This is a genomic window from Algiphilus sp. (assembly GCF_023145115.1).
In the GTDB taxonomy this organism is placed as follows: Bacteria; Pseudomonadota; Gammaproteobacteria; order Nevskiales; family Nevskiaceae; genus Algiphilus.
This window is the reverse complement of record NZ_JAGLEJ010000037.1, coordinates 131,388-145,907: the sequence shown is the minus strand read 5'-3', so window position 1 is coordinate 145,907 and position 14,520 is coordinate 131,388. Positions and strand designations below refer to the sequence as shown.

At 69.9% G+C, this 14,520-nt stretch carries 9 protein-coding genes; 1 reads left to right on the top strand and 8 read right to left on the bottom strand.

The window, feature by feature from the left end; genetic code table 11:
• Positions 1–6: 6 nt before the first annotated feature.
• From KAH28_RS12525 to KAH28_RS12490, 8 genes are all read right to left on the bottom strand, one after another.
• Positions 7–1,017 (bottom strand): carbon-nitrogen hydrolase family protein, encoded by a 1,011-nt coding sequence (locus KAH28_RS12525; RefSeq protein WP_290577104.1) that lies wholly within the window; start codon positions 1,015–1,017, stop codon positions 7–9.
• 81 nt (positions 1,018–1,098) lie between these two features.
• Positions 1,099–1,830: a hypothetical protein gene (locus KAH28_RS12520; RefSeq protein ID WP_290577102.1), complete on the bottom strand. Its 732-nt coding sequence runs from the start codon at positions 1,828–1,830 to the stop codon at positions 1,099–1,101.
• On the bottom strand, positions 1,827–4,082 hold the full coding sequence (locus KAH28_RS12515) for a hydantoinase B/oxoprolinase family protein (RefSeq protein WP_290577100.1): 2,256 nt from the start codon (positions 4,080–4,082) through the stop codon (positions 1,827–1,829). Before KAH28_RS12515 ends, KAH28_RS12520 begins: the two co-directional genes overlap by 4 nt.
• 10 nt (positions 4,083–4,092) lie before the next feature.
• The gene (locus KAH28_RS12510) at positions 4,093–6,243 is read right to left on the bottom strand and encodes a hydantoinase/oxoprolinase family protein (RefSeq protein ID WP_290577098.1); all 2,151 of its coding nucleotides are present in this window, start codon (positions 6,241–6,243) and stop codon (positions 4,093–4,095) included.
• 17 nt (positions 6,244–6,260) lie between these two features.
• A complete protein-coding gene (locus KAH28_RS12505; RefSeq protein WP_290577096.1) occupies positions 6,261–6,659 on the bottom strand; it encodes an acetone carboxylase subunit gamma in 399 nt (132 codons plus the stop codon).
• A 13-nt stretch (positions 6,660–6,672) separates the two neighbouring features.
• Entirely contained in the window at positions 6,673–8,562 is a 1,890-nt protein-coding gene (locus KAH28_RS12500) for a hydantoinase/oxoprolinase family protein (protein WP_290577094.1), read from the bottom strand.
• 236 nt (positions 8,563–8,798) lie between these two features.
• Positions 8,799–11,537, bottom strand: coding sequence for a LuxR C-terminal-related transcriptional regulator (locus tag KAH28_RS12495; protein ID WP_290577093.1), 2,739 nt, complete (start codon positions 11,535–11,537; stop codon positions 8,799–8,801).
• A gap of 59 nt (positions 11,538–11,596) precedes the next feature.
• Positions 11,597–12,646 carry an NADP-dependent oxidoreductase gene (locus KAH28_RS12490; protein ID WP_290577091.1) on the bottom strand — a complete coding sequence of 350 codons (1,050 nt, stop codon included), beginning with the start codon at positions 12,644–12,646 and terminating at the stop codon, positions 11,597–11,599.
• 162 nt (positions 12,647–12,808) lie between these two features.
• Here KAH28_RS12490 and KAH28_RS12485 point away from each other — a divergent pair, with 162 nt between their 5' ends.
• On the top strand, positions 12,809–13,990 hold the full coding sequence (locus tag KAH28_RS12485; protein WP_290577089.1) for a lipid-transfer protein: 1,182 nt from the start codon (positions 12,809–12,811) through the stop codon (positions 13,988–13,990).
• Positions 13,991–14,520: the final 530 nt, after the last annotated feature.

Here is a 14,520-nt window from a genome sequence, read left to right as displayed (position 1 = left end):
CTCGGGTCAGCGTCGGTCCGCGGCGTGGCGCTCGGCGGCGGCGAGCCCGGCGGCCCGCCCACGGCTGCGGTAGTAGCGCCGGGCGCAGAGGTTCTGGTGGTGCCAGTAGGCACGCAGGAACAGCGGCAGTTCGGGAATCCAGAAGCGGTCCTCGAGCGGCTGCACCGGCTCGCGTGCGCCCGGCGTGACATCGGCGACCACGAAGCCCGGCCCTTCTTCGGTGCGGCGCTGGGCGAGCACGCGGCCCTCGGCGTCGACGATCTGCGTGCAGCCCACGAACTCGGTGTCGTAGGGCGGGGCGCGATCCAGTCCGGGCATCAGCAGGAAGCCGGTGCGGAAGCGGCCGCAGTGCGAGGCCTGCAGCACCGGTGCCCCCAGGCGCCGGGCGAACTCGGCGGGCGCGTTCTCGGAGAGATAGCGGTTGTACTGCCCGATGGCGGCGAGCCCGCGCGCCACCGCCGTGCCCCAGTTCGACGGCATGGTCCACCAGTGCGTGCCGGTCATCGCCAGCCCGACGCGGCCGCGCATGCGGCGCACGGTCTGCGTGCGAATGAGCTCCCAGCACACCGCCGCGCCGACACCGCCCAGCGCGGTGTCGAAGACGCCGTCGTCATGGCCCGGCCCGTAGAAGGCGTTCTCCCACATGGTGGGGAGATCCTTGTCGTGCCGGTGCACCGTGCCGTCGGGCTCGACCAGGTGATAGCGATTGGCGATGGCGCCGTTCTCGGCGATCAGCATCGAACCGCCGATCCAGCAGTGGTGCCGCGCCGCCAGGCGCTGGAAGCAGTCCAGCGCGATGTTGTCCGGCGGCAGGGTGGCATCGTGGGCACGCACGTCGAAGGGCAGGCGCGAGGTGCAGAACTCCGGCACCGCGATCAGGCGGGCGCCCGCGGCCGCGGCGTCGTCGACCAGGCGCTCGATGCGCGCGAGATTGGTGGCGACATCGCCGACCTCGGCCTCGAGCTGGACGGCCGCGGCGCGGATCGGCGCGGCCGGCGCGGAGGTGTCGGTAACCATCGGCTTGTCTCCCGTACAGTGCGGGCCGCGACGGCGGTCCGCGCGACCGCACCATAGCGCGGCCCCGGGGCTACCCGCGCGTCAGCGCAGCCGCGCAATCCCGGCGAGCACCGCGTCCGGATGCAGGTCCGGCGGTACGCGGCCGAATCGGTTGCCCGCTGCCGGCGCGGCACCGTCGCCCTGCCAGAACGCGGCGGGCACGATGGCGCCGTCGCCGTCCGCCGGCTGCGGGCGATAGACCTGCGCGAAACCGTCGGCCGGCGCATCGGCACCGTGGAGTATCAGCACCAGCGGCGTCTCGTAGTGGCGCGCCAGGTTGATCAGCGGCTGCAGCGCGGCAAGGCCGGCGGCGTCGGTCTCCTCGACGGCGATGCTGGCGAGGCCCGGCCGGAAGACGGCGCGTGCCAGTCCGGCCAGGGCCATGGCGGTGTCGTCGATGGCGTCGTCGTCGGCGTCGTCGCCGAGCCACGCCCGTGCCAGGGCCGCCGGCCCCGGCAGGCGGAGGACCACCGGCCGGCCCGGCAGGGCGCCGGAGACCGCCGTGACGGCTTCGACGATGCGCGCCTGCAGGGCACGACCGTCGAGCAGGTCCTCGATGTCACCGCCGTCGGCCGGCGCCTCGCCCGCGTCCTGCCGCGCCATCTCCAGCGCCGGGCCCAGTCCGAGATCGACCAGGTCGAGTCCGAGCCAGCCGGCGAGCTCGCGCTGGAAGAGCCCGAACTCGCCCGGCGTCAGCCACGGGTCGTCGCCGTTGCGCAGAATGCGCACGCCGAGGTCGTGCGCGTCCAGCCACAGCGGCGGCAGCGCGCTCACCGCGCGTTGCCCTGCGCCGCCCGGCAGTCGGCGAGCTCGGCCCTGAGGCGCTCGATCTCGACCTGCATCGGGTGCGGCATGATCAGCGGCGGATTGACCGCGCCCGCCGGATGCGTCTGCGACGGATCACCCGCATAGACGCGCGTCCTGTCGTCCCAGCTGCCGTAGTAGGGCACCTCGCCACTGGGCCCCGGGCGCGTCCAGGCCTTCTCGAACTCGGCATAGGGACGACCGCGCTCGATGCGCGCGGCACGCTCGGCGTCGCGGGCCTCGGCAGTGGCCTTGTCGTCGATTGCGCGCGTCTCGGCGTCGACCACCACGCGGTAGACGCGCCAGGCGACGTCATCGGAGATGAGGTCGTCGTCGAGATCGCTCAGCACGTCGGCCGGGTCGCGCTCCAGCGGATCGCCGAAGCCGCCGCCGCTGCCCTGCGCGATCATGTAGAGCTCGCCGCGCTCGGCGGGCGCGAAGGGCAGCGCCATGGGGTGCGTGCTGTAGCGGGCATCGGGGAAGGGGCGCTCGTTCATGAGCTCTTCGATGCTGTAGCGGAAGGCGCCCGGATCGCTCTTGAAGGTCTCGAAGACGTCGACGCCCGAGATGCGCGCCAGCGGGTAGGTCGGACAGCCGTAACCGCCGAACAGGCCCGGCACGTTGGGAAACTTGGAACCGATGGCGGTGAGCATGAATCCCCACATCGGACTGTCGGTCATCGCCAGGATCATCTGGTAGCCCATGCCGCCGCGATGCCGGCCGAAGCCCTGGTTGTCACGCATGAGCTTCTTGGAGACGAGCTGCACGAAGGGCATCTCCTCCTCCATGAACTCCTGTTCGGCGAGGTCGGCCATGGTCGCGAAGATCGGCGCGATGGAGTGCTGGCCGTCGCGGTCGGCGAGGGCGCCGCCGCCCATGCCGTTGATGTCGGCGCAGACGTTGCCGACCATCTCGCCGTGCTGGGTGAGGCCGCCGAACATGAAGGTGTTGATCATGTTGAACCAGGGCGCCACCACGCGGGTGTACTTGTGCGGGTTGCTGTAGAGCAGCTTCATTGCGCACACCTGCCCGCAGCTCCACGCCGTGAACAGCGTCATCATGGTCTGCGAGCTGGGTGTGAGCTCGGTGGGCTTGAGCACCGAGCCCGGGTCGAAGATGAAGTTCACCGGCGCCAGCACGCCCTGGTTGCGCGGGATGTCCGGCCAGATGAAGGTCAGGAACAGCTGCGAGAGCATCCCCTTGTTGGTGATGTCGAGGCTGTTGATGGCGCGGTTGGTGAACTCCGGTGACGAGCCGCGGAAGTCGAAGGTCAGCTCGTCGCCCTTCTTGGTGAGCTCCAGATTGATCTTGATCTGGGCATGCTCGCGCAGCGTGTGGTCGGTGAACCAGGCATGGCGCGCGGTGCCGTCCGGCCACTCGCGCAGGCGGCGGCGCACTTCCTTGTCGGTGGCCTCGAGGTTGTTGCGCAGGCACGCCACCACCGCCTCGACGCCGTACTCGGCCACCGCCTCCTTGATGCGCTGCGCGACGCGGCAGCACACGTAGAGCTTCACCTTCATGTCGGAGTACTGCAGCTTGGGCTCGCGCACCGAGTTCTGCAGGAAGGTCACGATGTCGCGCCGCAGGCGGTAGTTCTCGACCACCTTGAAGGGTGGCATGCGCAGGCCCTCGTCCCAGACCTGCTCGGCGGTACCCGGCATGCCGCCGGGCTCGATGGCACCGTTCTCGCCCTCGTGCACGGTGGCGCCGGCCCAGGCGATGATGCGACCGTCGTGGAACACCGGCATGAACAGCGACTGGTCGGTGCTGTGCGCCTGCCCGTAGCGGCAGTCGTTGACCAGGAAGGCATCGCCCTCGTTGATGCCCACCGTGGGCTCGTCGGCCCAGTACTTGTTGCAGAACTTGATGGGGTACTGCACCAGGTTGCAGAAGATCACCACGCCGCCGGAGCTGGCCACGCTGAGGTCACCGCTGGCGGTGTAGGCGGCAGAGCAGCAGTCGCCCCACTTGGCGCCGGGCGCCGCGCCCATGCCCTCGAGCATGTCGAAGCTCTCGTTGATGCCGGCCTGCAGGCGCTCGCGCACGATCTCCAGGCGGTGCGGGTCGTTCTCCTTCGCCATGCACTGGTCCTCGAAGTCCGTGCGCGGCTCGAGACCGTGGTACTCCATGATCTCCGGGTCGGGCTTGAGGAAGAGGCTGGCGCCCTTGAGGAAGGCATCGACGGCCTCGGTGCCGCCGAGGGCTTTCTTGTCGTCTGGCATGGGGTGTCTCCTAATGGGATGGGGTCGCGTCGCTGCGCTCGAGCAGCCCGCTGCCGTAGCGGCCGATGGTCAGATGCCAGCCCGGCTCGACGAGGAAGGTGGTGGCCGGGGACAGCACCACCGCCGGCCCGGCGATGCGCGCGCCGATGGACTGATCCTCGAGCTGATAGAAGGCCGTCTCGACCGGCCCGTCGACGTCGACGAAGTGGCAGTCGCGCCGCAGGAAGGGCTCGTTCGGGGTGCCGATCTCGCTGTCCTTCGCCAGCACCTGGTGCAGATCCAGGGTCGGCATCTGCGAGTACGACGCCACGCGCACGGTATTGACCCGGATGCCGGCCTCGGGCGCCTGGCTGCCCTCGCCGTAGCGATGGCCGTAGTCGTGCGAGAAGGTCTCCATCAGCTCGATGAGATCGCTGTCCGACTCCAGCCGCGTCTTGCCGGAGATGACGGCGGTCTGCGCCAGCTGATTGCCGTAGCGCATGTCGAGCTCGAGCCGATGATGGATGCACTCCGGCGCCACGCCCTGGCGCAGCAGATCCTCGCGCCCCCTGGCCTCGAGCTCGGCGACCAGCGCGTTGAGGCTCTCGAAGTCCGAGAACAGCTCGCGGGTGTTGGAATCGTAGAGCGACAGGTAGACCGACTTCTCGTGGATGTGCATCTGGTCCATGTTCCCGGCGCCCACCGCCGAGAAGATCGAGGAGAAGGGCGGGATGAGGATGCGTTGCACACCCAGCACGCGGGCGATGCCGCAGCCGTGCATGGGCCCGTTGCCGCCGTAGGCGAGGATGGTGAAGGCGCTCGGCTCGTAGCCGCGCGAGCGCAGCTCCTGGGCGATGCCGTTGGCCATGTCGTTGTCGACCTTCTCGCGGATGGCCAGCGCCGCCTGCACGGTATCCATGCCCATGGGCTCGCCGACCGCCTTGTCGATGGCGCGCCGGGCGCGCTTGTCGGAGAGCGTGATGCGACCGTTGGCGTACTGATCGGCGAGCAGATAGCCGAGCACCAGATCGGAATCGGTGACGGTGGCGTGGCGGCCGCCGAAGTCGTAGCAGGCCGGGCCGGGGTCGGAGCCGGCGCTCTCCGGGCCCACCGCCACCGCCTGGCGCAGCCGGTCGAAGCGCGCGATCGAGCCGCCGCCGGCGCCCAGCGTCACCAGATGCACCATCGGGATGTTGACCAGCCAGCGGTCGATGGTGGGGTTGAAGTCGTAGAACTTGACGCCGCCCTTGACCACCAGCCCGATGTCGAAGGAGGTGCCCCCCATGTCGGTGCAGACGATGTTGCCGAGATCGGCCTGCTCGGCGAGATGCTCGGAGGCGTAGATGCCGGCCACCGGACCGGAATGGATGGTCTGCAGCGCATCGGTGGAGTTGAGCTGCGCCATGCCGCCGGAGTTGTGGATCACCAGCATGGGCTTGGTGTAGCCGTTGTCGCGCAGATTGCGCTCCAGCGTCGACAGGCCGTGGTACATGACCTGGTGCAGGAAGGCGTCGAGAATGCACGACGAGGTGCGCGCGTACTCGCCCTTGCGGCCGCCGACCAGGTGCGACAGCACGATGGGCGCCGAGCCCAGCATGTGCTCGGGGAACTCCTCGCGGATGATCTCCTCGACGATGCGCTCGTGCTCGGGGTTGACCACGGCATTGAGCAGCGACACCACGAATGCCTGCACGCCGTTGTCGACCAGGCGGCGCACCTGCGCGCGCACGTCCTCGGGGTCGATGGGCAGCAGCACGGTGCCCTTCTCGCCGATGCGCTCGCGCAGCCCCGCGATCATCCGGATGGGCACCAGCGGCTCCGGCCGCTCGGCCATGGGCAGGTCGCGCTGCAGCCGCTCGGGAAGTCCCTCGCCGTAGCCGCGACCGCGCGACAGCGGGATGATGCTCTCGTAGCCCGCGGTGATGATGACGCCGACGCGCGGGCCCTTGCGCTCGATCAGCGCGTTGGTGCCGAGCGTGGTGGCGTAGCGCACCGAGTCGACGCTCTCCATGACGTCCTGGAGCGACAACCCGATCTGCTCGTAGGCGTTGCTCAGCGACTGATTGAAGCCGAGCGAGAGGTTGTGATGGGTGGTGAGCGCCTTCGCCTCGACGTACTGGCCGTCCCAGACCAGCGAGCAGTCGGTGAAGGTACCGCCGATATCCACGGATACACGACGCATGCGGATGACCTCCGGACTCAGTGCTGGTGAACGGGCGGGGCGACGAAGTCGGGCCCGAGGACCGGCGCCGTCGGCGCCTCGCGCTCGGCCCACTGCGCCTTGAGCGCATCGATGTCGAGCTCGAGGTCGTGGGTCAGCGGATGCCCCGGGGGCAGGTACTCGACCTCCGCGAGCAGGCCGCAGTGCGGGCAGCAGTACTCGACGATGCGGCACCAGTTAGGATCCGGCGCGAAGGTGTGCTCGTAGCGCGCCGCGTCGAGGATCGGCGCATGCACCTCGGAGGGATCGCGGTCGGCGACCAGCAGCCCCTTCTTGTAGTTCTCGCGGGCGTTGCCCAGGGCGCCGTCGCAGCGGGTGCAGTGCCAGCGCTCGCTGTCCAGGTCGATGGCCAGCGCAGCGGTGATGAATACCTTCATGGTGGTCTCCTGTCTATCGGGTCTGGCGACGCATGAACGCATCGCCGGCGGGGCTGACGACGAAGCGCCACCCCGGTCGCACGTGGGCGGTGAAGAAGGCCTCCTCGACCAGGCACGGGCCGTCGGCCCAGTCGCCCGGCTGCAGCGATTCGAGGCGGTAGAGCGGCAGGGTCTGGCGCCCCTTGCGCACGCCGTCCGGCTCGGCCTGCCGCGTCTCTTCCGTGGCACCGGCCGGCAGTGCGATCTTGTCGATCTGCCTGGTGGCGCGAAGCTCCACCCAGGACTCGGCGCCATTGACCGCCGTCGCGCCGTTGAGCTCGGAGCGGTGATAGGCATCACCGTCGCGCTCGAGCAGGTGGTAGTCGCGCGTGCAGCTCTCGATGGGGAAGCCCTCGGCGAGCATGCCGCGGCGCGCCTGTTCGTCGAGCGCTTCGCGCACCTGCGCGAGGTCCGCTTCGCTGCCGCCGCCGACCCGTCCGACATAGCTGTGCTGGATGTCGCTGAAGGTGATGCCGTAGGCGCAGAAGACGGCCGCATAGCGCGGCACCAGGATCTCGTCGATGCCGGCCAGCTCAGCCACACCGCAGGCGCTCATCGGACCGGCGCCGCCGAAGGCCATGAGCAGCTCGACCGTGTCGCCGCCGGTGGGCAACGCATCGGCCACCTTGCGGTGATAGGCGTCCGACATGGCGTCGAGGGCCTCGTCCAGCGACAGGCCCAGCGGTTCGGCAACGTTGCGCATGACCGCCGCCTCGGCACGGTCGCGGTCGAGCTTGAGGCGCCCGCCGAAGTAGGACTCCGGATCGAGGATGCCCTGCAGCAGCAGCGCGTCGGTGATGGTGGCCTCGGTGCCGCCGCGCCCGAAGCAGGCCGGTCCGGGCGCCGAGCCGACGCTCTCCGGCCCGACCGCGATGCGGCCTTCGACGGCGCGGATGATGGAACCGCCACCGGCACCGATGCTCTTCATCTCGGCCAGCGGAATCGGTACCGGCGCGCCGGCGATCTCGCCGCTGGGCTGCACCTCGGCGCGCCCCTGCTTGAAGAGCGCGACGTCGGTGGTGGTGCCGCCGATGTCGATGGACACCGCCGAGCTGCGGCCGTAGTGGCCCAGCAGCACCTCGCCGCCCACGACCCCGCCCTGCGGGCCAGAGGAGTAGGTCTTGATGGCGATGGTCTTGGCCACGCGCGTCGAGTTGCCGTCGTTGGCGAATATCAGAAGGGGCTTGCGCGCGCGGTGCTCGCGCAGCTTGTTCTCGGCGTTGTAGAGGAAACCCTCCATCGCCGGATGCAGGAAGCTGTTGAGCAGCGCCGCCCAGATCCGCTGCACATCGGTGCCGAGCTTCGACAGCTCGGTCGCGAAGAGCATCGGTACCGCGCCCAGCAGGTGCCGGGGGAAGGCGCGGTACAGGATGCGCTTGGCGGCCTTCTCGGCATCCGCCGGGTGATCGCCCGCGAAGCCGATGACGATGCGGTTGGCACCGGCCGACACCAGCTCGGCGGTGGCGCGGATGAGCGCGCTGCGGTACGCCGCCTCGTCGCTGTCGACGGGCACCACGCGCGCACGGTCGCCGATGAAGGTCTCGTGCAGCTCCGGTGCGGCGCTCGCGACCCGCTCGATGAGCGCGGCATCGTCAACGATCCAGCCGAGGCTCGGCCCCTTGCGCTGGACCACCGCATTGGTGCCCTGCGTGGTCGAGTAGCGGATGTAGTCGGCGGCGGTCACCAGCCGCGGCAGGTCGACCTCGCCGTAGAGCTTCTCGGACAGGCTCTCCAGGCACTTGACGAAGCACTCCGTCAGATCGTGCGGCGTGGTGAGTGTCTTGGCGTGCACGGTGCGCGCGCCGTCGGTGGCACAGACGTCGGTCAATGTGCCGCCGTTGTCAATGCTGACCAGTAGTCCCACTTGCGTCTCCTCGTCGATATGCCCGCCGCGACCGGCAGCGAGCTTTTCGACGAGATTGCGCCCGGCGCCGCGAAGCGTCCCCACCCGAAAGGATTGAAGCGGCGGCAACCCCGCGAGACGCGACGGAACAGCGACAAGCCGCTGTTTATGAAGCACTTGATGAAGCGGAATGCGGCCCTGCCGCGGACCCGCCGCACCCCGCGCCCCACCCGGCGGCGGCGGGTGGGTGGGGTCGATCAGTCGATCAGGCCGAAGTGGCGAGCGACCGCCACCGCCTGCACGCGATTGCTGATGCGCAGCTTCTCGAAGATGTTGCGCAGATGCCACTTGACGGTGTTCACCGACACCGACAGCCGCTCGGCGAGCCCCTTGTTCGAGAGCCCGCGGGAGACGTGCTGCAGGATGTAGAGCTCGCGCTCGGTGAGCTGCTCGAGCAGGTCCGGGGAGAAGGCGTCCTCTCCGGCGGCGGCGCGTGCACGCGACTCCGCCGGCGCGCTCTCGCCGGCGGCGATCAGCAGGTCGTCGAGATGGCCGCTCACCACATCGCGTTCGAGGAGGTCGGGCAGATGCGCGAGCGACTGGCGCGTCTCGCGCAGCAGCCGGATCGCGGGCTGGCGCTCGTCGAGGAAGCTGCGCACGAAGCCGCCCGGTCCGCCGATCTCCAGTGCCGATATCAGCGCCCGGCGCGCCGCATTGACCTCGCCGTCCGCGTTGAGCGCCAGCGCGAGCATGAGGTTGAGCTTGAGCACGCGCCGCTGCCGTCGCTGCGCACGCGCGCGGCGCAGTTCCGCATTGAGGAGCGCGCGCGCCTCGCGGTGGCGTTCGGCCGCGATCAGGAAGCGTGCGCGCGTGATGGCATGCACCTCGCACTCGCCGGCGTGGAAGAGCAGCGCGTCGTCCGGCGCCGCCGCGCCGTCCGGAAAGAGCTGGTCGAGGCGCTGCTCGGCGGTGGCGAGATCACCCTTGAGGGTGGCCTGCCGGACGAGCTCGGCGCGCGCGTAGCGGACGATGCGGTCCAGCTTGTGGCGGTAGCCGAGGTACATGGCGCGGTCGAGCAGCTCCTCGGCCTCGCCCTCGTCGCCGCGGTTGAAGGCGATGCGCGCCAGCGTCTGGCACATCACCGCCTCGGCATCGACGATGGCCTGCTGCTCGGCGAGCTGGGCGTAGTCATGCGCCAGCGCCTCGGCCTCGGAGACGCGGTTCTGCTCGTAGAAGCCCTCGGCGAGGTAGGCGGCGATCGCCGAGCCGGCGGCGGCCGATCCGGACGCCCCGGCCTCGGTGCGGCGCAGGGCCGCCTCCAGGCCGCGCACGGCGTCGGTGACCCGCCCCTGCTGGCTCAGCACCATGCTGTAGAGCGCTTCCTGGTAGGCCTGACCGAAGAGATGACGGTCCTGGTCGTGCAGCGGGCGGGCCTGCAGCAGCAGGTCGCGCGCCTCCTCGAAGCGCGCATCGGCGATCAGCCCGAGGGCACGCGCGTTGAATGTGACCGCGTACTTGAAGCCGTCGCGCTCGTCGAGCTGCGCCCGGGTCGCCTCGGCGACCTCGCCCAGTTCCTGTACGCGATCCTCGGCCACCAGCACGAACAGGCGCACGTAGTTGCGCAAACCGCGCGCATGCTCGTCGAGACCATCGTCCGGCTGCGCGGCATCGCGCATCGCCAGCAGGCGGTTGGCCTTGTCGAAGCGACGCCGGAAACCGTAGGCAATGACGGCGGCATCGAAGACATGCTCGTAGTCCAGCAGCGCCTCCTCGGGAATCTGCTCGACGATGCGCTCGATCAGCCCCAGGCGCTCCTCGGCTACCAGCCGGTCGATGGCGCCGTCGAGCAGGGTGACGGCGGCATCGACATCACCGGCATCGATGTAGTGCTGGATGGCTTCCTCGCGATAGCCGGCGAGCGCGAACCACTCGGCGATGCGCTGGTGCTGCTGGCGCAGGGATTCGGCCGACACCTGCCGGCGCACGCGCGCCAGCAGGAACTGCCGGAACAGGTTGTGGAAGCGGTACCAGTTGCGCTCGAGATCGATGGGCGTCAGGAACAGCCCGGCGCGCTCGATCTCGCGGATGCGCTGGTCGCCGTCGACGACCCCGGTGATGCGCTCGACCAGCGCGCGGTTGATCTTCTCCGGCACGCACGCCTGCAGCAGGAAATGCTGCTGATCGGGCTCCAGCGCCTCGAAGACGTCGGTGGCGAGAAAGTCGATGAGTTCCGGGGTCACGCCCTCGCCCGCATAGGCCGCGCTACGCTGCACGCGCCCGCGCTGAATGCACAGCCGGAAGCACTGCAGCGCGGCCGGCCAGCCGTCGGTGCGCTGATGCAGCTTGTCGATCTCCTCGCCTGGCAGGTTGCCGGTGTCGCGGAAGAACTCGTGCGTCTCGGCGGGCTGGAAGCGCAGATCCGCCTCGTCGAGCAGGAAGCTTTCCTCCTGCACGCGCATGCGCGCGAGCCGGGTCACCGGCATGACGCGGGTACCGATGCAGAGCTGCAGCGAAGGCGGCAGCAGCCGGATGACCTGGGAGAGCACGCGACCGAACTCGACGTTGGCCCCCTGCTCGAAATTGTCGACCACCAGCACCGCAGGCTTGCGCACGCGCGCCACGATGTCGGCGAAGTCGCGGATCGACGGGGCCGGCGCTTCGCGGCCGCGCGTCTTGCGCTCGGCGCGGCCGGTGAGGCTGCGTGCCGCATCGCAGAGCATGTGCAGGAACTGCGCCGCATCGGTGGTGCCCGGCTCGACGCGCACCCACGCCACCGCATCGCCGCGTTCGCCGCGGGACGCGCAGTACTGGCGCAGCAGCACGGTCTTGCCGTAGCCGGCCGGCCCCTGCACGACCAGCAGCTGCGTCGCGGCGTGCTGCAGCATGCGGTCGAGCAGCTCGCGACGCGGGATCTCGACGTCGACTGCGGCGCGCTGCGGGACGGGCGGCGCCGCCGCCGCCCGCGATGTCCGACCGCGGCGCTGCGGCGCGCTCATGGCACCCGCCGATGCATCAGCGCGACGACTGCCCGGTCCGCGGCGCGCCGCCGGCGCATTCAGGCCGCCACCGGCTCATCGGCAACGCGCACCAGCTGCTTCCCTTGATTGGCGCCGGTGAACAGGCGCGCGACCGCGGCAGGCGTGTTCTCCAGGCCCTCGACGATGTCGAGCCGATAGGTCAGACGCCCTTCGCGATGCCAGCGCGCGATGTCCTCGTGCACGCGCATCCACAGCGCCGGATCCGCCGCGTAGTCGAAGCACACGAATCCCTCGATGCGCGCGCGCTTGAACAGCAGATTGAACAGGTTGCGCGGCCCGGGCACGTCGCAGTCGCTGTTGTAGATGGAGATGGCGCCGCACATGACGATGCGCGCGTGCATGTTGATGAGATCCAGCGCGGCTTCCAGCATCTCGCCGCCGACGTTGTCGAAGTAGACATCGATGCCGTCGGGACAGGCGGCGGCCATGGCCTCGCCGATGGGGCCGCGCTTGTAGTTGATGGTGGCGTCGGCGCCGAGCGTCTCCTTGAGGTAGCGGCACTTCTCGTCGCTGCCGGCGATGGCGACCACGCGCGCGCCGAGGATCTTGCCGATCTGCACGGTCAGCGATCCGACCGCGCCCGCCGCGGCGGACACCACCAGCGTCTCGCCGGCCTTGAGCTTCCCGATCTCGGTAAGCCCGACATGCGCCGGAATGCCGATGTGACCGAACAGCGCGAAGTGCGCGGGCAGTGGCACGCCCTCCTGCGGCTGCACGATGGACAGACCGGTGCCATCCGAGACCGCATAGTCCTCCCAGCCCAGAACGCCGGTGACCACTGCGCCCTCCGGGAAGTCGGCGTTGCGCGAGCGCACCACCTCGCCCATGGCGATGCCGCGCATGACGCCATCCACCGGTACCGGATCCATGTAGGTGTACTTCTCGCGCGTCCAGACCCGGTTGGTGGGATCCATGGACAGATAGACGAGGCGGATGAGCAGCTCGCCATCCGCGAGCGTTTCCGGCACTTCGGCCTCGCGCAGCACGAAGTCGGCCTCGCTGAAGACGCCCTCGGGGCGTCGCGCAAGGTGCCACTGGCGGTTGACGGTGGTCACGGTGTCCAGCATCGGATTGTCTCCTCGAAACGAAGGGCGGGGCCGCTTTCCGCGGTCTGCTCGTGCGAGTCTCCGCCCCGCTGCCGCATGCCCGCCCCACTCCTAAGGGCGGGGGCGCCGGCTGCACGTCCAGATTAGGCTGCCGGGCCCGACAATGAAAGAGGAGACGCGGCGATGGGCAGCGACGTGGTAGTGGCGGGCGTGGCGATGACGCCCTTCGTGAAGCCCGGCGCGAGCGCGCCCTACGACCTGATGGGCGAGCGGGCCGTCCGCGACGCGCTGGCCGATGCCGGGGTCGACTTCCGCGCCATCGGGCAGGCCTACGCCGGCTACGTCTACGGCGACAGCACCTGTGGACAGCGCGCCCTCTACCGCGTCGGCATGAGCGGTATCCCGGTCATCAACGTCACCAACAACTGCGCCACCGGCTCCAGCGCGCTCTACCTCGCGCGCCAGGCGATCGCGCACGGCGTCGCCGACTGCGTGCTGGCCGTCGGCTTCGAGCAGATGGTGCCCGGTGCGCTGCGCGCCCTGTGGGAGGATCGCCCGGGCCCGCTCGACCGCTTCACCGAGCTCGCGCAGGAACTGCAGCCGGCGCCCAATGCCTTCATGGCACCGCACCTCTTCGGCGGCGCCGGCGCCGAATACGCCGACGCGCACGACACAGCGCCCGAGGTCTTCGCGCGCATCTCGGTGAAGGCCCGGCGTCACGCCGAGCACAACGAGCGCGCCATCTTCCGCGCGCCGGTGACGGTCGACGAGGTGCTCGCATCACCGCCGATCTTCGGCCCGCTCACCCGCCTGCAGTGCTGCCCGCCGACCTGCGGCGCCGGCGCGGCCATCCTCGTCAGCGAAGCCTTCGCCAGGCGCCACGGCATCGACTCGACCGTTCGCATCCGCGGCCAGGCCATGACCACCGACTTCGCATCCACCTTCGACGACCGCTCCATGATCAAGCTCATCGGCAGCGATCTCGCGCGCGCCGCGGCCGATGCGGTGTACGACAGCACCGGCGTCGGCCCGGAGGACGTCGACGTCTGCGAGCTGCACGACTGCTTCACGACCAACGAGCTCCTCAGCTACGAAGCGCTGCGGCTGACCGCGGACGGCACCGCCGAGCGCTTCATCATGGACGGCGACAACACCTACGGCGGCAAGGTCGTCACCAACCCGTCCGGCGGGCTGCTGTCCAAGGGCCACCCCCTGGGCGCCACCGGCCTCGCACAGTGCTTCGAACTCACCGAGCAGCTGCGCGGCAACGCCGGCGTGCGGCAGGTAGCGGGTGCCCGCATCGGCCTGCAGCACAACCTCGGGTTGGGGGGAGCGTGCGTGGTGACGATGTACGAGCGGGTTTGAGGCCGCGGGCCGGTATCGGCGCAGATTCTGTGCTTGGCAACTCGGCACGTGCGGTTTCCTCGTTGGTCCCGTCCGTGCTCGCGGGTTCCGCGCCGCGGAGCGAAAGCGCTACCGGGCGTTGCCGCTCGACCGGCGCGGGCCACTTTTCTGTTTTGCGACAGAAAAGTTGCCAAAAGAGCGCACCCCGCAGAAGGCGCTCCGGCCCGCCCGGAGGGCGGGCCGGAGTCCCGGCGACTGGCGGCGCGCTCCGGGGTCGCCGCGGACGGACATCCTGTCCTCCGCGGCTCGGCCGGCCATCCTTGGCCGGCCGACTCCCTGCGCGCACCACCAGTCGCCGCGCCTCCTGAAGGGGGACATGGTCGGCTCGTTGCTTCGCAACATCGCCAAAGCCAAGAAGTAGCACCACTCCATTGCCGCGATGTCGCGAAGCGACGAGCCGTTCAGGGGGGTGCCTTCACGGGTGGCCGGACCGGGAGGCGCGCGCAGTGGGGCTGCGAGACAGGACGTCGAGCAAGGGTGACCAGGACAGG

Excerpts from the sequence above, each read along its gene's own strand:
- KAH28_RS12525 (WP_290577104.1), bottom strand. The coding sequence starts at position 1,017 with ATGGTTACCGACACCTCCGCGCCGGCCGCGCCGATCCGCGCCGCGGCC.
- KAH28_RS12515 (WP_290577100.1), bottom strand. The coding sequence starts at position 4,082 with ATGCCAGACGACAAGAAAGCCCTCGGCGGCACCGAGGCCGTCGATGCC.
- KAH28_RS12510 (WP_290577098.1), bottom strand. The coding sequence starts at position 6,243 with ATGCGTCGTGTATCCGTGGATATCGGCGGTACCTTCACCGACTGCTCG.
- KAH28_RS12505 (WP_290577096.1), bottom strand. The coding sequence starts at position 6,659 with ATGAAGGTATTCATCACCGCTGCGCTGGCCATCGACCTGGACAGCGAG.
- KAH28_RS12495 (WP_290577093.1), bottom strand. The coding sequence starts at position 11,537 with ATGAGCGCGCCGCAGCGCCGCGGTCGGACATCGCGGGCGGCGGCGGCG.
- KAH28_RS12490 (WP_290577091.1), bottom strand. The coding sequence starts at position 12,646 with ATGCTGGACACCGTGACCACCGTCAACCGCCAGTGGCACCTTGCGCGA.
- KAH28_RS12485 (WP_290577089.1), top strand. The coding sequence starts at position 12,809 with ATGGGCAGCGACGTGGTAGTGGCGGGCGTGGCGATGACGCCCTTCGTG.